General features: G+C 43.5%; 15 protein-coding genes. 3 read left to right on the forward strand and 12 right to left on the reverse strand.

Translation table 11 applies throughout. The annotated features are described in order from the left end of the window. The first annotated feature begins 93 nt into the window (after positions 1 to 93). Positions 94 to 681: a dihydrofolate reductase gene (locus L0G63_RS00315; protein WP_301448858.1), complete on the forward strand. Its 588-nt coding sequence runs from the start codon at positions 94 to 96 to the stop codon at positions 679 to 681. 120 nt (positions 682 to 801) lie between these two features. Here the strand turns inward: L0G63_RS00315 and uvrC are convergent, their stop codons facing one another. Together uvrC and L0G63_RS00325 are read right to left on the reverse strand one after the other, a co-directional pair. Further along, positions 802 to 2,646 (reverse strand): excinuclease ABC subunit UvrC, encoded by a 1,845-nt coding sequence (gene uvrC, locus L0G63_RS00320; RefSeq protein ID WP_058023518.1) that lies wholly within the window; start codon positions 2,644 to 2,646, stop codon positions 802 to 804. Positions 2,647 to 2,798: 152 nt separating this feature from the next. Then, positions 2,799 to 4,325, reverse strand: a complete 1,527-nt coding sequence (locus L0G63_RS00325) for a DUF3360 family protein (protein ID WP_301448859.1) — start codon at positions 4,323 to 4,325, stop codon at positions 2,799 to 2,801. A 501-nt stretch (positions 4,326 to 4,826) separates the two neighbouring features. Here L0G63_RS00325 and L0G63_RS00330 point away from each other — a divergent pair. Beyond that, the gene (locus L0G63_RS00330) at positions 4,827 to 5,384 is read left to right on the forward strand and encodes a DUF4442 domain-containing protein (protein ID WP_301448860.1); all 558 of its coding nucleotides are present in this window, start codon (positions 4,827 to 4,829) and stop codon (positions 5,382 to 5,384) included. A gap of 279 nt (positions 5,385 to 5,663) precedes the next feature. Here the strand turns inward: L0G63_RS00330 and rplS are convergent, their stop codons facing one another. The 4 genes from rplS to rpsP all read right to left on the reverse strand — a co-directional run bounded on the left by rplS (position 5,664) and on the right by rpsP (position 8,114). Next, a complete protein-coding gene (gene rplS, locus L0G63_RS00335) occupies positions 5,664 to 6,083 on the reverse strand; it encodes a 50S ribosomal protein L19 (RefSeq protein WP_058023515.1) in 420 nt (139 codons plus the stop codon). Positions 6,084 to 6,288: 205 nt separating this feature from the next. Beyond that, positions 6,289 to 7,053 carry a tRNA (guanosine(37)-N1)-methyltransferase TrmD gene (gene trmD, locus L0G63_RS00340; protein ID WP_058023514.1) on the reverse strand — a complete coding sequence of 255 codons (765 nt, stop codon included), beginning with the start codon at positions 7,051 to 7,053 and terminating at the stop codon, positions 6,289 to 6,291. 92 nt (positions 7,054 to 7,145) lie between these two features. Beyond that, positions 7,146 to 7,679: a ribosome maturation factor RimM gene (rimM, locus tag L0G63_RS00345; protein WP_301448861.1), complete on the reverse strand. Its 534-nt coding sequence runs from the start codon at positions 7,677 to 7,679 to the stop codon at positions 7,146 to 7,148. Positions 7,680 to 7,844: 165 nt separating this feature from the next. Continuing rightward, positions 7,845 to 8,114, reverse strand: a complete 270-nt coding sequence (gene rpsP, locus L0G63_RS00350) for a 30S ribosomal protein S16 (protein WP_021812802.1) — start codon at positions 8,112 to 8,114, stop codon at positions 7,845 to 7,847. A gap of 437 nt (positions 8,115 to 8,551) precedes the next feature. Here rpsP and L0G63_RS00355 point away from each other — a divergent pair, with 437 nt between their 5' ends. Then, positions 8,552 to 10,033, forward strand: a complete 1,482-nt coding sequence (locus tag L0G63_RS00355) for an ATP-binding protein (protein WP_301448862.1) — start codon at positions 8,552 to 8,554, stop codon at positions 10,031 to 10,033. 29 nt (positions 10,034 to 10,062) lie between these two features. On the opposite strand, the gene L0G63_RS00360 is transcribed toward L0G63_RS00355, so the two are convergent. The 6 genes from L0G63_RS00360 to atpG all read right to left on the reverse strand — a co-directional run bounded on the left by L0G63_RS00360 (position 10,063) and on the right by atpG (position 16,591). Further along, the gene (locus L0G63_RS00360; RefSeq protein WP_301448863.1) at positions 10,063 to 10,242 is read right to left on the reverse strand and encodes a hypothetical protein; all 180 of its coding nucleotides are present in this window, start codon (positions 10,240 to 10,242) and stop codon (positions 10,063 to 10,065) included. Between the two features lie 123 nt (positions 10,243 to 10,365). Next, complete coding sequence (locus L0G63_RS00365; protein WP_301448864.1) at positions 10,366 to 12,054, reverse strand: ATP-binding protein; 1,689 nt, start codon at positions 12,052 to 12,054, stop codon at positions 10,366 to 10,368. Positions 12,055 to 12,376: 322 nt separating this feature from the next. Further along, positions 12,377 to 13,093 (reverse strand): response regulator, encoded by a 717-nt coding sequence (locus L0G63_RS00370; protein WP_301448865.1) that lies wholly within the window; start codon positions 13,091 to 13,093, stop codon positions 12,377 to 12,379. 612 nt (positions 13,094 to 13,705) lie between these two features. Then, on the reverse strand, positions 13,706 to 14,122 hold the full coding sequence (locus tag L0G63_RS00375) for a F0F1 ATP synthase subunit epsilon (protein ID WP_058023508.1): 417 nt from the start codon (positions 14,120 to 14,122) through the stop codon (positions 13,706 to 13,708). A 115-nt stretch (positions 14,123 to 14,237) separates the two neighbouring features. After that, positions 14,238 to 15,671: a F0F1 ATP synthase subunit beta gene (atpD, locus tag L0G63_RS00380; protein WP_058023507.1), complete on the reverse strand. Its 1,434-nt coding sequence runs from the start codon at positions 15,669 to 15,671 to the stop codon at positions 14,238 to 14,240. 38 nt (positions 15,672 to 15,709) lie between these two features. After that, the gene (gene atpG, locus L0G63_RS00385) at positions 15,710 to 16,591 is read right to left on the reverse strand and encodes a F0F1 ATP synthase subunit gamma (RefSeq protein WP_301448866.1); all 882 of its coding nucleotides are present in this window, start codon (positions 16,589 to 16,591) and stop codon (positions 15,710 to 15,712) included. Between the last annotated feature and the right edge of the window lie 144 nt (positions 16,592 to 16,735).

A 16,735-nucleotide genomic window follows, 5' to 3' on the forward strand; every position in this document is an offset into this window, starting at 1 on the left:
ACGTCTTGTGCACGATAATAAATAAGACGGTGATTTAAAAATATAGATGTTTAAAAATATAGATGTTTAAAAATATAATAGAAAGGACCCATTATGAGCTATGCCCACACTGAAGTTGCCCAAATCGCCGCCATAAGTAGCAATCGCTGTATCGGTAAAAACAACGAGCTGCCGTGGCATATCTCACAAGACCTGCAGCACTTTAAACAATTGACCACACGTGACCCGCAAAACAGCGCCTCGAGTAGCGATATGCAAGGCATCGTCATCATGGGTCGCAAGACATTTGAATCGATGGGTAGCAAGCCATTACCAAAACGTGTGAACTTCATTGTCTCCACTCAGATGGACTATGCAGAACAGCAAGGACTGGTCGGACATGAATACGCGCATGTGGTGCATAATTTAGATGATGCCCTCACTCATGCCGCAAGTTTGGCACATGGGCTACATCTGGAGACGATCTGGGTGATTGGCGGTGAGCGTATATTCAATGATGCCATGATGTATACCGACCGCATTGAGCTGACCCATGTAGACACCGACATTACCGATGGTGATGCTTTTTATTCTGAGCTACCAGATCGCTTCAAAGTAGCAGAAGAATCTGAGCAAATGCACGATGAAAAAAGTGATTTGAGCTTCAAATTTACGACCTATAAAGTAGAGAAGACTGACTAATAGTAACTGACTAATAGTATTTGATTGACTCAAAAAAGGGCTGCCGCAAATAAATTAAATTATCTGCGGCAGCCCTTTTTTTGGACATTACCAAGTTAATGGTAGAAACAATAGATCAAGCTACTCATGTAATACTTTATAAACCGTCTTCGCCAGTACGGGTCCAATGCCTTGAACGCCTGCCAGTTCCTGCTGTGACGCGCCAAGCAATTGCTGCATACCGCCAAAGTGATTGAGCAAATCACGGCGGCGCTTTTCACCCAGACCTGGAATCACCTCAAGTACCGATGAGGAGCGGCGCTTGTCGCGTTTTTTACGATGGGCGGTGATCGCAAAACGATGCGCCTCATCGCGAATATGCATCAGTAAATGTAATGCTTTGCTATCCATGGGCAAATCTAATGGCTCATGATCCAAAAAGTGCAAGACTTCGAGTCCCGCCTTACGCCCTTCTCCTTTGGCAACACCAATAAGCAAGGTATCACCAAGAATACCCAATTCAACCAGCACTTCTTTTGCCATACTCAGCTGACCTTTACCACCATCAATCAGTAGTAAATCAGGCAACGGCTGCTTTTTATACCGCCTTGTCAGTACTTGCTTCATGGCTGCATAGTCATCGCCGCCTTGGATATCATGAATCGCATATTGACGGTAGTCACGCCTGCGCGCACCGCCTTGATCAAATACGACGCAGCTACCAATGGTCGCCTCGCCCATGGTATGAGAGATATCGAAACATTCAATGCGATCGACCGTTCTGTCTGTCACATCTGATAATACATCTTTTAGTGCGCCAAAGCGTGCGTGCAGCTCTAAATAATCACTAAGCTTAGTCTTTAGGGCATTGCTGGTATTGAGTGTTGCTAAGTCCAGCCACTCTGAGCGATGCTCACGCACATTGGTTTTGATGACTACTTTGCTGCCAAAATGCGTTGCTAGTGCTTCGCTTACTGCTACCTGATCAGGAATCTCATGGCTTAATATAATCTCTGCTGGCAGATCGTCCGTCACCTGAAAATAAAACGAGGTAATAAAAGCTGATAGGTTATCTGCTAGCGGCTCGCTACTGTCCACATCAGGGAAATAGTTTTTACCGCCTAACACGCGACCACCGCGCACGGTCAGCACGTTGACGCAAGTCATGCCCGCCTGACTGGCAATGGCTATCACATCTGCCTCACCTTGCACCGTGTAGACAGCTTGCCTTGCCTGCACTTCACGTAGCATCGACAATTGATCACGGTACAATACCGCCTTTTCAAAATCCAACGCTTCGGCAGCGCCTTCCATTTTCTCGATCAGCGTACTATGAATATCACTAGAGTCGCCCTTCAAAAAGCGAATGGTATTATTCACATCTTCCGCATACTCTTCTGGCGATACCAATCCGACACAGGGCGCACGGCAACGCTTAATCTGATACTCCAGACAAGGGCGCTGGCGCTGTTTAAAAAAGGTGTTGGTACATTGGCGCATTTGAAACATTTTTTGCATCAACACCAGCGTTTCTTTTGCTGCATGGGCGGATGGAAAGGGGCCAAAGAAACGACCTTTTTGATGATTGCCTTTACCGCGTCCATACGCCAAACGTGGATAAGGCTTATCCGCTGAGATAAACACGTATAGATACGACTTATCATCACGTAGCAAGACGTTATAAGGCGGGCGATACTCTTTAATTAAGTTCTGCTCGAGCAACAACGCCTCGGTCTCACTACGCGTGATAATGGTCTCAATATTATGAATCCGTGCCACCAGCGCCCGCGTTTTTGGATGATCGATCGTCTTGGCAAAGTAACTATTCACACGGCTCTTTAGCGACTTAGCTTTACCAACGTATAAAATATCGCCGTTTTTGCCCAGCATCTTATATACCCCTGGCAAATTAGGCAAGTTCTTGATCAGATGCTTAAGACGGGCTTTTTTGTCATCGACAGGACTCGATTCTGAGACAGTAACCATAGAATGTATTGCTCTTAAAAATCTTAGTAATACTGCTAGTTATGGGGCAGGAATCGTGGTTTTGCAAGCTGATTATTGCTTCGATAGCACGCACAAAAAAGCCAGCTTTATGCTGACTTCGTTTGTTCGGTTATATGCTAATTATCAATGGTCTAATGACGAAAGTTTGCCATTAATGCTGGAATACCTGGCAACATACCGACGATAGCCATCACGCCAGTCAGTACCACGAACATAATACCTGGTATGATCCATCGGCTCATTTTAGTCAAACTAGCACTGCGCTCTTTTGAGCCAATCAAGCCCAAATTATCAAGCAATAGCGTGAGTGACCAACCAAAAGCTGGATTCACCAAGGCAGAAGCAAACACCACAATAGCAGCAGACTGCGTGGTTTTACCTTCGCGCGTCATCTCCATGCCCGCCTCTAAGAGTGGGATAAACACCCCAACGATCAATGCGACACACATCACTGGTTGCCAAATGGCCAAATCCATTGGATAGCCCCAGACACCTGCGATAATACAGAACAAGGCGGTCAATAAAGCACCAGCAGGAATCGGACGTTTCGCAATCGCCGCAGGAACAATATAAGTACCCCAAGAGGACGCAAAGTTGGCACCGCCTAGCACAGAGCCAACTACCTGACGAAATGAAGCGCTGGTCATCGTATCATCGATGTCCATAAGTACTTTTTCAGTACGCTTAGGGTAGCTGATTTTTTGGAATACCTGATGACCCAAGAAATCTGGTGACCACATTGCCACGGCCAAAATAGCAAACGGCAATACCACAATGAAGCTTTCAATCGTCGGTAGCCCTAACATCCAACCTGTGTTCTCACCCCACCAGTACATTGGATTCATATGCGGTAGACCTGGTGCTGTTTTGAACGCAAAAGGTGCGCCCAATGCAAAAGCAAGACCGCCGCCTAATACGCAACTGAGCGGAACCGCAAGCCAGCGTTTTTGCCAATGCTCAAGCAATGCATATAGCAGGATAGTCGCCAGAATAATAAAGAAAGCAATGTGCGACATACCAATCCCTTCTGCCCAAGCAAAAAGGTTCTTAACCTGTGAGGTGGTTCCGATAAACCCTAAGTAAATCAACAGGCCACCGCATACGCCTTTACTTGTTAAATTGGCCAGTAAGCTTCCTCCTTTACTAATAGCGAGCAGCAGACCAAAAGCCCCAATCAGTAAGCCAAAAGCCATCGGATGACCACCTGCCGCAACGACAATGGGAATCAATGGAATAAGTGGCCCATGAGTACCAGCGAGGTTGGCTGTCGGTAGCAAAAAGCCTGAAAATAAGATAATAAAGAACGATACGATCAACAGCTCATAACGAACGTTTTCTAAAACAAACGCATCACCGAGGCCCAGTGGTCCTGCAAAGGTTGCCGCAATCGCACCCACCATGACCACTTTACCAATCGTCGCTGCCATCGCAGGGATAGTATCTTCATACTCAAAACGATAATCACGAAATGGTAAATTGGGACGCCAGCGTTTTGGCTGCATGATTTGCAATTCGTGGTTAAGATAGGCATCTCGACTGTCGAAGCTTGAGCTTGGCTTATGCAAATCTATATAACTGCCTTGCAATTCGCTGTCTTGATTGGCTGGGTTTGGTCGCGGCGTATTAGGCCCTGAAGATGAGGCCTGAATGTTACTCATCACATTTCCTTGTGTTGATTAGGTTTTGATTGAATACTTTTTTGGTTTGGCGTTAGCTAAATGACCAATCGGTCATGATAAGCAGAAAACCATTGTATGTTAAGGCATAAGGAAATGCGAATTTAAGATGAATTAAAAAGACTACATGTATCGTTATAAAAAATAAATGAAAGTTTTCATTGGATACAATAATAAACTTAATAGGAAACTATTGGGAATAAACAGCGCTAATCTGGACACAAAATTAAATTGAAGGCCAATTTTCTTAAGAATAAGTGACATCTGAACATTTTTTATCATATAACTAAATACTAAAGATACTTATACTAAATATTGCTTTGCGATAACTATAAAGACTATCTTAATTACGCTTTAAAACTAGCGGGCGCAGTCATTTTTAACTATGATAAATGTCTTTGTCGTTTATCATCTAATAGCAAGCACTAAAAAACAGCGCTACCCATATCACTGAAAAATCAATAAAAGCAACAGGATAGATTTATGAGTGTACTACCCAGCAATTTTGAGACTTTGAAGCGTCGAGCCAAGCAAAGTATCATGCCGCTACTGACCCCGCATCTTTTAAAGCTGCGACTCAATACTTACGCGCCCTATATCGGTGCAGGCATCAAAATCGATCACATCAGCCTCGATCAGGGATTGTGTGTGGTCAGCATGGGACTGACCACTCTCAATAAAAATATCGTCGGTACACAATTTGGTGGTAGCTTATATTCCATGGTAGATCCCTTCTATATGCTCATGTTGATGCATCAGCTGGGTAGCAACTATGTGGTCTGGGACAAAAGCTCAAATATTGATTTTATCGCACCGGGTAATAGTAAAGTCACCGCACGAATGAAAATACCTAGCACTGAGGTGATTACCATTCAAGAGTTGGCAAAAGACGGTGAACCGGTGTTTCGGGAATACAAAGTCGATATCGTCGATGACCAGCAAAAGCTCATCGCCACTGTCACCAAAACGCTATATATCAGACTACGCAAATACAGTAAATCTAAAGAGCAAACCAGCCGAATTGAAATGCTTGATAGCTAATAACGGGCAAATATAGTTATGCCTATACATGGTCAAACTAGAGTATAAGTAGTGAGTATCCAGATATCAGAGAACATATTTTAGTCAAGCGCACTTAAATTGATAAGCGCGCACATACAAAAACCCCAATCCAGCATTCGCATAGATTGGGGTTTTGTCTTTTTTGGTATGGCCCGCTTATTTATAAATAAACCTATGAATAAGGGCTTGTATCTACTATCACCTTGTTTTGAGTCGATTCTAAAACAACACGATCAACTCAAAACGGCAAACTTGTGCTTAAATACCAGGTGCAGTATCAACGGCATCAGGCACACCAGCGTCAGTCTTTTTCTGAGCTGGACGTGGCGCAAGTTTTTCGCGGATACGTGCTGATTTACCAGAACGCTCACGTAAGTAGTACAGTTTCGCACGGCGAACAGCACCGCGGCGTTTCACTTCAATGCTATCGATCAGTGGTGAGTGCAGCTGGAATGCACGCTCAACACCAACGCCGCTTGAGATTTTACGTACGGTAAACGCTGAGTTTAGACCACGGTTACGCTTAGCAATTACAACGCCTTCAAAAGCCTGTAAACGCTCACGCTCACCTTCACGTACTTTTACTTGTACCACAACGGTATCGCCGGGGGCAAAGTTTGGGTGTTCACGCAATTGAGCGTTTTCGATGACCTGAACCAATGGGTGCTTGTTGCTCATGAGAGTTATCTCCTCACATTAGATAATAGAGGCTTGACGCATATCACCTGTTTGTAATAATTAATTGTATCTCTTTATAATAAGACACAACGTAAATGGGTTATAACCAACGGCCACAATATGATGACTCGTTTTATTATTGCTCAAAATTCTGTTTGTTAACTGTTTATCAGGCTTAATGACAATAAAGCTTGATTTTAACACTCTACTTTTTATCTGCTTTTGCTAGTGCTTTAAGCCACTTTGCCTGCTCTGCCGTTGGAATAAACGCTTGCCATAAGTCTGGACGACGCGCTTGCGTACGACTGACTTGCTGAGCAAAACGCCACTTGGCGATATTGGCATGGTGTCCTGACAGTAACACTTCAGGAACCGCCATACCCGCAAACTCATGCGGCTTGGTATAGTGTGGACAATCAAGCAAGCCATCGACAAACGAGTCTTGCTCTGCTGACTTGTCATCCCCCATGATATCGGGCAGACGACGTATCACACTATCCATCAGCACCATCGCTGGTAGCTCACCACCAGTCAACACATAATCGCCCAATGATACTTCCATATCGACGTACTGTGACAGCAGACGCTCATCAATACCTTCATAACGACCGCATAATAAAATCATGCCATCGTAATCCGTCATACCGACGACGCTACTCTCACTAAGCGTTTGCCCTTGCGGTGACATATAAATCACCGGACAGTGCTCACTATCGACACGGCAGCCATACTGACTGGCACGCAAGCGTGCATCCTCAATGGCTTTCGATAATGGCTCAGCCATCATCACCATCCCAGGACCGCCACCATAGGGGCGCTCGTCAATACGGCGATAGTTATCAGTGGTATAATCACGTGGATTAATGCATTCAATCGTTACTTGCTCTTGAGTCACTGCCCGTCCCGTGATTCCAAACTCACGAATCGTGGCAAACATCTCAGGAAAAATACTAATAACGGCAAAATACATCTGATGTCTACTTGCATTGAGACTAAAACAATCGGTGTGACTATTAATAAATTCTGACTAAAAAGCCAGAAGCGATATCACCAAAGGCAATATTAATAATCACTTGGCCATGCCACAAGTACGGTTTTTTCAGTCGTATCGACTTCTATCACCGTTTGCTTATGCCATGGAATTAAGCGCTCTTCATTGTCCAAACTGTCTGAATTTGCTGCCACGCGCATGATGTCGTGGGCACCAGTTTCAAACATTTCAGTGATATTGCCTAGATACTCGTTCTGCTCGTTTGTCACGCGCATACCGACCAAATCCGACCAATAATATTCGTCTTCAGCTGTTTCAGGCAAAACGTTTTGTTCAACCCAAACGGTCACACCGTTCATGGTTTCAGCAACATTGCGATCAGGAATTTGCTCAAATTGAGCCACAAGTCCTGTGCCTTGCTCACGCCACGCTTTTACAGTCAAAGGTTTCATACCAGTGGCAGTTTTCATCCACCACGGCTTCATATCAAATATTGCTGTACGATCATCCGTATCACTAAATACCCAAAGCCAACCTTTGATGCCATAAGGCTTCTTGAGTTGACCAATTTTCATGAGATCACTAGCGTTTGGAGTGGATGACATAGCAGCTAACCTAACAATGATTAAAACAGCAATTACAAAAGCAATTGTGTCAAAAGCGATAAACAGTTAATGGCGCACCCTGGTTAGACCAGTTACGCTATGTGTTCTAAAGTCTACTGAATCAGCTTGTAATAAGACTACGAGCGGCTCAATAACAACGGAAACTTAAGCAGTTGCTTCAGTTTGTGCTGCAGACTTGTTGTAAGCTTTTGCTAATGAAGCAACGCGATCTGAAGGTTGTGCACCTTTTGCGATCCACGCATTGTACGCTTCCATGTTTAGGCGTACTGCTTCTTCAGACTCTTTAGCGAGTGGGTTAAAAAAGCCGATGTTTTCAATATAGCGACCGTCACGCGCGCGGCGTTGATCAGCAACAACTACTTGATAAAATGGGCGTTTCTTGGCACCGCCCCGTGCTAAACGAATAACAACCATGTGAATTCTCTCTTTCGCAGGTATACCAAAAAGGGCATAATTATATCACAGTCTTTATTTGTTGAAAACATAAACTGTGCTTATTTAATTATTTATTAACAATAGCTTAAATACCCGTCTATGTAAAACATAATCTAGTATAACCTTGCGTTTTATACAATTATTAAGGACGATCTATTTTAATCAGTTAGTAAAATATACCGCGCTTTAGATTTGTTATTATTAAAATATTGGAGAGGCACATAACAAACTGCTTAAATGAATAGCGTCACAGTAAGATTCATCGATTATGCTATTCTATGGTGTGTTGAAGTAGACTGGCACACCCTACTCTCAGCCGCCATGTTTAGAAATACCCCGCTCTTTCTCCAAAATACAATTGCGGCTTAACTCAAAACCAAATTTAATCAGACATTTTCTTAATCTGCTGGATTTATATGATTACTCCAAACCCAAAGCCCCGTCGCAAAGGTTGGCTGCCACGTTCTTATTCCAATACTTGGCTGACAACCTTGATGGTTGCCTTTATCGTTCTGATCAGCGTCAGTTTGTCGATTTTGTTTTTTTGGCGCAGTCTGTATCTGCCAGAACTCAAAAACCATGCGCGTTATTTGACAAGTGAGCTGCGATTAATCAATAGTGTAAATAAAGACTGGCAATATCGTCCTGATATCCGCCAATGGGTGTATCAACATTCTCATGTCGTGGTGGTGAACAACCCCAGTGACTTTCCAGAGGTGGCTGACAAAGCATTTGTGAGCTTCTTTACTGATGTACTTCAGTATGAGATTGGTGCACAGCTGGGTCGACCTGTCGAAGTTTATTTCAAGTTCAAACCAACACCGCAGCTTTGGGTACAAGACAGCCGCGATGACAGTTTCTGGATTCGTGAGCCAGTAGTTTATTACTCGCAGTACAGCCCAACATTGCTCATATTGTTTTTGATTGGATTGCCTATCTTATCGCTGCTAACGATTATTTTGTTAGCTAGGCAATTGAACCGCCCTTTACGTTATCTACAACGTGCAGCGACTAACTATATTCGTCTGGGTCATGCGACCACACTGCCAACGCAAAAAGGCCCTACCGAGATACGTCAAGTAAATATGGCTTTCAACCGTCTATTTACAACATTAAATCAAGCCCAAAAAGAGCGAACCATCATGCTCGCTGGTATCTCACATGACCTGAGGACACCATTAACTCGTATGCGTTTGACTGCTGAGATGCTACCAGATGATTTTTTTCGTGAAGGGCTAATTTACGACATTGAGGATATGGATGCGATTTTGGAGCAGTTCATCTCATTTATGAAAGACGGCTCCGATGAGCCAGTTAGCTTGACCAATTTGGACACGATATTTAATGAGATCATGGTGCAGTTCGCACCCATGAAGTTCGTTTATCAATCAGAGTGTCACAAGGTCATTCCTGTACGCCCCTTATCCATCAAGCGTCTCATCATCAACCTGATCAATAACGCCAATCGTTATGGCAAACCGCCGATTTATCTATCAGCCACGGTGATACCAACATTTATAGAAACGGTTGAAGAAGAAGATAGCGATGTCGTCAGTGAGAACGTTGTCAATAAAGAAGCACAAGAGCAACTGATGATTTGTGTGCGTGACTGCGGTGACGGTGTGGCAGAGGATCAATTGGAGCGTATCATGCAGCCGTTTGAGCGTGGCGAGACTGCCCGTACTACCCAAGGTAGTGGCCTAGGACTGGCAATCGTAGACCGCATTGCACGACTACATCATGGTACCGTTGAAGCCATCAATCACCCCGATGGTGGGCTGCAAGTATGTGTCCGCCTCCCCCTACTCTCCAAGGTGGCTGGAGACCACATTGTAGCAGCCGATACAGGTGACAACGCTGCAGTCGAAAAGGTTACACAAGATAAAGAAGAGCCATAGATCTATGGCTCAAACAAACGTCGCGGCAATCAATCTTTGCTACCGATAATCGGGGGAATATATTCAGCACTGTTTGTGAATGCCAATGGCTGAGTGATTTCTTCTTTAGCAGCCTTCAATGTCTCGGTCGTTGATGGTTGCTTTAGAAATAAGTAATAGCCCAGTGTAACTGCATTTAATAGCACTAAGCCACCAAATAAATACGGCATTCCCCTTTCTCCTATATTATTAAACCCACTCAGAGCCAGCCACTATAGATACATCACCTGAATAGCGTAGCTACCATCAAGTGACATTAACTATTACGCTTTGAGTATCATAACTCGTCATGGCTAGTTAGCATCAAAATCACGCTCACTTTTTTCTTGCGTCAATTCATCGGCAGCCAAAATCTGTGTCAGCGGCTTGATAGGCCATGTCATCACAAACCTAGCGCCTCCTAGTGAATGACTCTCATCTACTTTCATACTTCCATTGAACCAAAAGGCAATACGCGAAACAATCGACAACCCTAGACCATAGCCACCTGAGGCTCGTGTTCGGCTATCATCTAAGCGTGAGAACGGTATAAACACTTTTTCACGATCCGCCTCAGGGATACCATGCCCGTCATCCTCCACGCTCACAAATGCATTCTTTTTCTTAACGCCCGCACTAATGATAATCGTGGTTTCAGCATAACGTAGGGCATTGCCTGCCAAGTTCTGAATCACGCGGTGCAAATAGCGACGATCGGCAATTGCGGTCACCTTTGCATTTGGCAAGTTGGTGACTATCTTAATCGGCTTACCTAACGCATTGGTTTCACGTTCGATTTGCTCAAGCAGCTCTCTGAGATTCACAGGCTCCAAGTCGAGCTTCGGTGAGCCTTCTTCTAGCTTGGCATAGGTCAAAATCTCATCAATCAACCCATTTAGCGACTCAATATCTTCATCAATATAGTCACGCTGCATAAAACGTGAGTCTTCATCATCAGTATCAGCCAACATGTCTACGGCAAATCGAATACGTGCCACTGGTGTACGAAGCTCATGAGATACAGCGCGCGTAAGCTCTCGCTGCGACTCAATCAAACGCTTGATATGTGAGGTCATGGCATTAAAAGTCGCTGACAAACGGGCAATTTCGTCTTGTCCAATGACCTGTACTTGGATATCAAGGTTGCCTTTACTCACCTCATTAACACCCACCTGAATCAGCTGTAGCTTACGCTCAAGCGGGAAAATAAGCGCATAAACGCCCAAACTGATTAAGAACATACTAATAAGGATCATGCTAATAATCAAATTCAGCGGAAACCAGTTGAACAGCGGCACAGGCCCTATCAAAATGGCCATATCATTAATCTCAGAAGGCACTACCACTCTGATAGAGGAGTTACTCGTACTGCTATTGGTATCCTGCAAAGAGATGACGACTTCATCACGGCGTAAACGTGACATCTGATCTGTATCTAAATCAAGCGTATTGACTGGTACAAACGCCAACGGAAAAGAAAACTTCTCCTCAAGTTCAGCCAAGCGTGCTCGTTTATCAGACAAGGTGACTTCATAAGACAAGTCATCCAGCAAGAAGACAGCAATTGCTCTGACTTGCTGCTCCGTGACTTCCGATATTCGCGCTGTTAAGACATTTTCATTGTCTGGTAGTCGGTAATAGACATCTGCATACACAGGCTGTTCGACATAACGCACAACGGTATTGTCATTTTCAAAACGTCTCAGCTCGCTTGCGGTAAAATCTATGTCATCGATGGGTATGATTTTAAAATTTGCCCCGAACAAACTACTTGCATCAGACAGCCAATATTCACGCTCTTCTTCACTATCTTGGTGAGAGATACCCTCACTCACTAGATGAAAAGCGCCCATTGCCATGTTTTCACGATAGGACTGTACACGCTCCTTATTGATAGTACCCATCAATAACTGCGCAAACAGTGCCACACACAAACAAACGATGAGTAGTCCAGCATAGATACGAACGAAAATACTGTGTTTTAAAGAAGAAACTAATGACATACGTGCCGTGACCAACTTAATGAATAGAAGCTGCTGATATCTTATAGCCTATGAGCACTGCTATATTACTAATATCAAGCTCTGTAGAATAGAATGATTAAACGCCAAATAATATACTCAAGTTCATATACCACTATATGCCAAAAAAACGTACACATAGTTTATGTATTTAATCAGCGTCTATAATAATTGCTTAATTAAACCACATAACACCGCATTTAAGTTTAAAAATTAAAATTTAGCCACAAAAAAACCAGCATAATGGCTGGTTTTTTTTGTGAAGTGATTCTCAATATTTCGTGATTATATGAATCAGTTCGACCTAGTTACCCTCTTTCACAAACAGGTAGCCTTTACTACGTACTGTTTTGATACGTTTTGGGTTCTCTGGATCATCACCGATTTTCGGACGAATACGTGAGATACGCACATCAATTGAGCGATCTTGTCCATCATATTCAATACCGCGTAGACGCTCAAAAATATCTTCACGAGACAAAATACGACCAGCGTTAGACGCAAGCAACCACAATAAATCGTACTCAGCACTGGTGAAGTCAACCAATTCATCGCCTAGATGGACTGAACGACCGCCATTATCAATAACCAGTTCGCCAAACTCTAGACGCTGTGGCACATCTTCTGATGGTGCATTTTCTGAACGGCGTAATAGTGCACGAATACGAGCAAGTAATACACGAGGCTGAGCGGGCTTAGTGACATAGTCATCTGCACCCATCTCAAGACCCAGTACTTGATCCATATCTTCAGTACGCGCGGTCAACATTAAAATTGGGTTTTGATAGTGTGGACGCACTTCACGGCAAACCGTTAATCCATCGCTACCAGGAAGCATGACATCAAGTACGACCATATCTGGCTGCTCATTGACGATGCGGCGAATAGCACGGTTACCATCAGTTTCAATTGCCACTTCTAAACCATTCTTTACCAAGTAATCTTGAGTCAGCATGGCCAGGCGCTCATCATCTTCAACAATCAAGATTCGGGGGGTGTTGTCTTCTTCAGTCGTTGTCATTGTTATATCCTCTAATACATCTAGTTTAAAAGCAGTAAAAGTAAGAGCGGTAAAATTAATAGCACCATAAAGTGGCACAATTGATGTTCGTATAGCTGTTACCAACTTAGCAGCACAGTATACTATTAAACCTATCGCTTCCCATACTATAGCTGATGGCCGTTAACAAAACCTATAAACTATACCTAATAAAACTTTAGTTTACGTCCAAGAATAAAGCGATTTAGCCTCTACTGGCTAACCGTTTTATTCTGATTTTCCAATCACTGCCTAAATACATATAAATTGTCAAAATGAGTGATACATTACGCTTACATGCGCTCAATCATCACTCCCTATTTACAATGTTTCATTGTCTAATATAACGACATATTACAATGGTCGCCAGTCACTTTTGGACAAATTCTCATATTATTTTATGTGACAATGGATGAGTGGTTATATTTTAAAGAAGACATGAATGAATGATGGATTCATCTATTTAAATTTAGTGAATTTAGCTTAAAAAAGACTGACAATAAAAAACCCATAAGCACAAAAAAACAGTCCATAAAGGACTGTCTTATTGTTGCTTGAGGATCCAAGCTAAAAATATCTAACCACAACTCTGCTTTACGCGCGGTTTTTGTACTTGCGAATAGTTTGTAATTGTCCAACCGACTCTGCAAGCGACGCTAAAGCTGCATTGGTTTGTAGTGTATCAGACTGATTGACCAGCATTTGCTCTGCTTTTTTGCGTGCTTCAACGATTTTACTTTCGTCAAGATTGTGCGCACGCATAGCGGTATCAGCCAATACAGTTACCATTTTTGGTTGTACTTCTAGTACACCACCTGAAACATAAATGACTTCTTCTTCACCGTTTGCTTTTTGCACTCGCATTGCACCCGGTTTTAGCAAAGTAATCAGCGGTGTGTGACCTGGCAATACACCAATCTCGCCTTCGGTACCAGTAGCTATTAACATGCTAATTTCGCCTGAATACAACTCTTCACGAGCACTTACGACGCGACATTGTAACGTTGCCATACTTAACTCCTTACCATCAAAGCGCAATCAAAAAACAGTAAACACTGCGATGCGTTACTAAAGAGTAGATATAAAATTTATATTATACCTACTCATTAACTCATGCTCATACAACTTACGCTGCAGAAGACTTCATTTTTTCAGCTTTGGCAACAACTTCATCGATGCTACCAGCCATATAGAATGCTTGTTCTGGCAGGTCATCATACTCACCTGCGATGATTGCTTTAAAGCTAGCAATGGTATCGCGTAGTGGTACGTATTTACCAGGTGCACCCGTAAAGACTTCAGCGACGTGGAATGGCTGAGACAAGAAGCGCTGAATCTTACGAGCGCGATAAACAACCAATTTATCTTCTTCTGATAGCTCATCCATACCCAAGATAGCAATGATGTCTTTAAGCTCTTTATAACGCTGCAATACTTCCTGAACACCACGAGCAACGTTGTAATGCTCTTCACCGATCACTTGTGGGTCTAGCTGACGCGACGTCGAATCGAGTGGATCAACCGCAGGGTAGATACCCTGTGATGCGATATCACGGCTTAGTACGACCGTTGCATCCAAGTGAGCAAACGTTGTAGCAGGTGATGGATCGGTCAAATCATCCGCAGGTACGTATACCGCCTGAACTGAAGTAATCGAACCTGACTGTGTTGACGTAATACGTTCTTGTAGTAAGCCCATCTCTTCAGCGAGTGTTGGCTGATAACCAACCGCTGACGGCATACGGCCAAGTAGTGCTGATACTTCTGTACCCGCTAGTGTATAGCGGTAGATGTTATCAACAAACAACAGTACATCACGACCTTTACCAGTAACAGGATCTTTGGTATCACGGAAGTACTCAGCCATGGTCAAACCAGACAGTGCAACGCGTAAACGGTTACCTGGTGGCTCATTCATCTGGCCATATACCATTGCTACTTTAGACTTACTAAAGTCTTCAGTGTTTACAACGCCAGCTTCCTGCATTTCATGATAGAAATCGTTACCCTCACGAGTACGCTCACCAACACCAGCAAATACTGATAAACCTTCATGTTTTAGAGCGATGTTGTTGATCAACTCCATCATGTTAACGGTTTTACCAACACCAGCACCACCGAACAGACCAACTTTACCACCTTTAGCAAACGGGCAAAGTAGATCAATAACTTTGATACCCGTCTCTAGTAGCTCAGTGCTGTTTGATTGTTCAGCATAACTTGGTGCTTCACGGTGGATAGACCATTTATCGTCAGCAGTAACAGGACCTTCTTCATCGATAGGACGACCAAGAACATCCATGATGCGACCTAGCGTACCAGTACCAACAGGCACAGAAATCGGTGCACCAGTATTAGTAACAGGTAGGTTACGCTTTAAACCTTCGGTTGAACCCATTGCAATAGTACGTACGATACCATCACCTAGTTGTTGCTGTACTTCTAGGGTGGTTTCGGTACCATCTACTTGTAAGGCATCAAAAATTTGAGGAACTTCATTACGGTTGAACTCAACGTCAAGAACCGCGCCAATAATCTGTACAATACGACCGCTACTCATTGCGTTCTCCTTGAACTTCTATATATAGGTGTAGTCAATTATGAAACAGCAGCAGCACCGCCAACGATTTCCGAGATTTCTCGGGTAATCGCCGCTTGACGCAGCTTGTTATAAACCAACTGTAAATCGTTAATAAGGTCACCAGCATTATCTGTTGCCGCTTTCATCGCGACCATACGTGAAGACTGCTCAGAGGCAATGTTTTCCATTACCGCTTGATAAACAATCGACTCGATATAGCGACCAAGCAATTCATCAATCAACGTCTTGATGTCAGGCTCGTAGATATAATCCCAGCTAAGTTCTGTCTGTAGACCACTGTCTTCATCATCAAATGACTGCTCTGGTAGAGGCACCAACTGATTAACCGTTGGCTTCTGAGTCATCGCATTGACGAATCGGTTGTAGGCGACATAAATACGGTCAAGTTTACCGTTACTGTAGTCCTCAAGCATGGCTTGAACCGGTGCATTTAATTGCTCAAACGTTGGTTTGTCACCATAATCGGTCACAGCCGATGTAACATTACCACCAAAGTTTTTGAAGAAGCTGACACCTTTGGCACCGATGACTGCAAACTCAGCTTGTACTGACTGATCTTGATAATCTTGGATACTTTTAGTTAAAGCTTTGAATAAGTTAATATTCAAACCACCCGCTAGGCCACGGTCAGAGGTGATGACAATATAGCCAACCTTATTGACTGGACGCGATACCATATACGGATGTTTGTAGTCTGATGAGGCATGCACCAAATGTGAAATAACCCGGCGCATACTATCAGCATACGGGCGACCCACTTCCATGCGCTCTTGAGCACGGCGCATCTTACTCGCTGCTACCATTTGCATGGCACGAGTAATTTTTTGGGTGCTTTTAATACTGGTGACTTTGGCACGTATCTCTTTTAAGCTTGCCATAATGATTCCAATATAAGAGGGTTAAAAAGCATTGGCGCATGCAACAATCATTTGATATACAACATCACTTTTATAGAATAATATTTTATATCTTGTGGCATTACGCGATCTAATACCGATCATGGTTAAGACAGTGGCGCCAAT

It is taken from the genome of Psychrobacter sp. (genome assembly GCF_030454045.1).
Classification (GTDB): Bacteria; Pseudomonadota; Gammaproteobacteria; order Pseudomonadales; family Moraxellaceae; genus Psychrobacter.

Coding starts and splice junctions, on each gene's coding strand:
- atpG (WP_301448866.1), bottom strand. CDS start 16,591: ATGGCAAGCTTAAAAGAGATACGTGCCAAAGTCACCAGTATTAAAAGC.
- L0G63_RS00315 (WP_301448858.1), top strand. CDS start 94: ATGAGCTATGCCCACACTGAAGTTGCCCAAATCGCCGCCATAAGTAGC.
- atpD (WP_058023507.1), bottom strand. CDS start 15,671: ATGAGTAGCGGTCGTATTGTACAGATTATTGGCGCGGTTCTTGACGTT.
- L0G63_RS00370 (WP_301448865.1), bottom strand. CDS start 13,093: ATGACAACGACTGAAGAAGACAACACCCCCCGAATCTTGATTGTTGAA.
- L0G63_RS00360 (WP_301448863.1), bottom strand. CDS start 10,242: ATGCCGTATTTATTTGGTGGCTTAGTGCTATTAAATGCAGTTACACTG.
- rimM (WP_301448861.1), bottom strand. CDS start 7,679: ATGTCATCCACTCCAAACGCTAGTGATCTCATGAAAATTGGTCAACTC.
- uvrC (WP_058023518.1), bottom strand. CDS start 2,646: ATGGTTACTGTCTCAGAATCGAGTCCTGTCGATGACAAAAAAGCCCGT.
- rplS (WP_058023515.1), bottom strand. CDS start 6,083: ATGAGCAACAAGCACCCATTGGTTCAGGTCATCGAAAACGCTCAATTG.
- L0G63_RS00325 (WP_301448859.1), bottom strand. CDS start 4,325: ATGAGTAACATTCAGGCCTCATCTTCAGGGCCTAATACGCCGCGACCA.
- L0G63_RS00375 (WP_058023508.1), bottom strand. CDS start 14,122: ATGGCAACGTTACAATGTCGCGTCGTAAGTGCTCGTGAAGAGTTGTAT.
- trmD (WP_058023514.1), bottom strand. CDS start 7,053: ATGTATTTTGCCGTTATTAGTATTTTTCCTGAGATGTTTGCCACGATT.
- L0G63_RS00365 (WP_301448864.1), bottom strand. CDS start 12,054: ATGTCATTAGTTTCTTCTTTAAAACACAGTATTTTCGTTCGTATCTAT.
- L0G63_RS00355 (WP_301448862.1), top strand. CDS start 8,552: ATGATTACTCCAAACCCAAAGCCCCGTCGCAAAGGTTGGCTGCCACGT.
- L0G63_RS00330 (WP_301448860.1), top strand. CDS start 4,827: ATGAGTGTACTACCCAGCAATTTTGAGACTTTGAAGCGTCGAGCCAAG.
- rpsP (WP_021812802.1), bottom strand. CDS start 8,114: ATGGTTGTTATTCGTTTAGCACGGGGCGGTGCCAAGAAACGCCCATTT.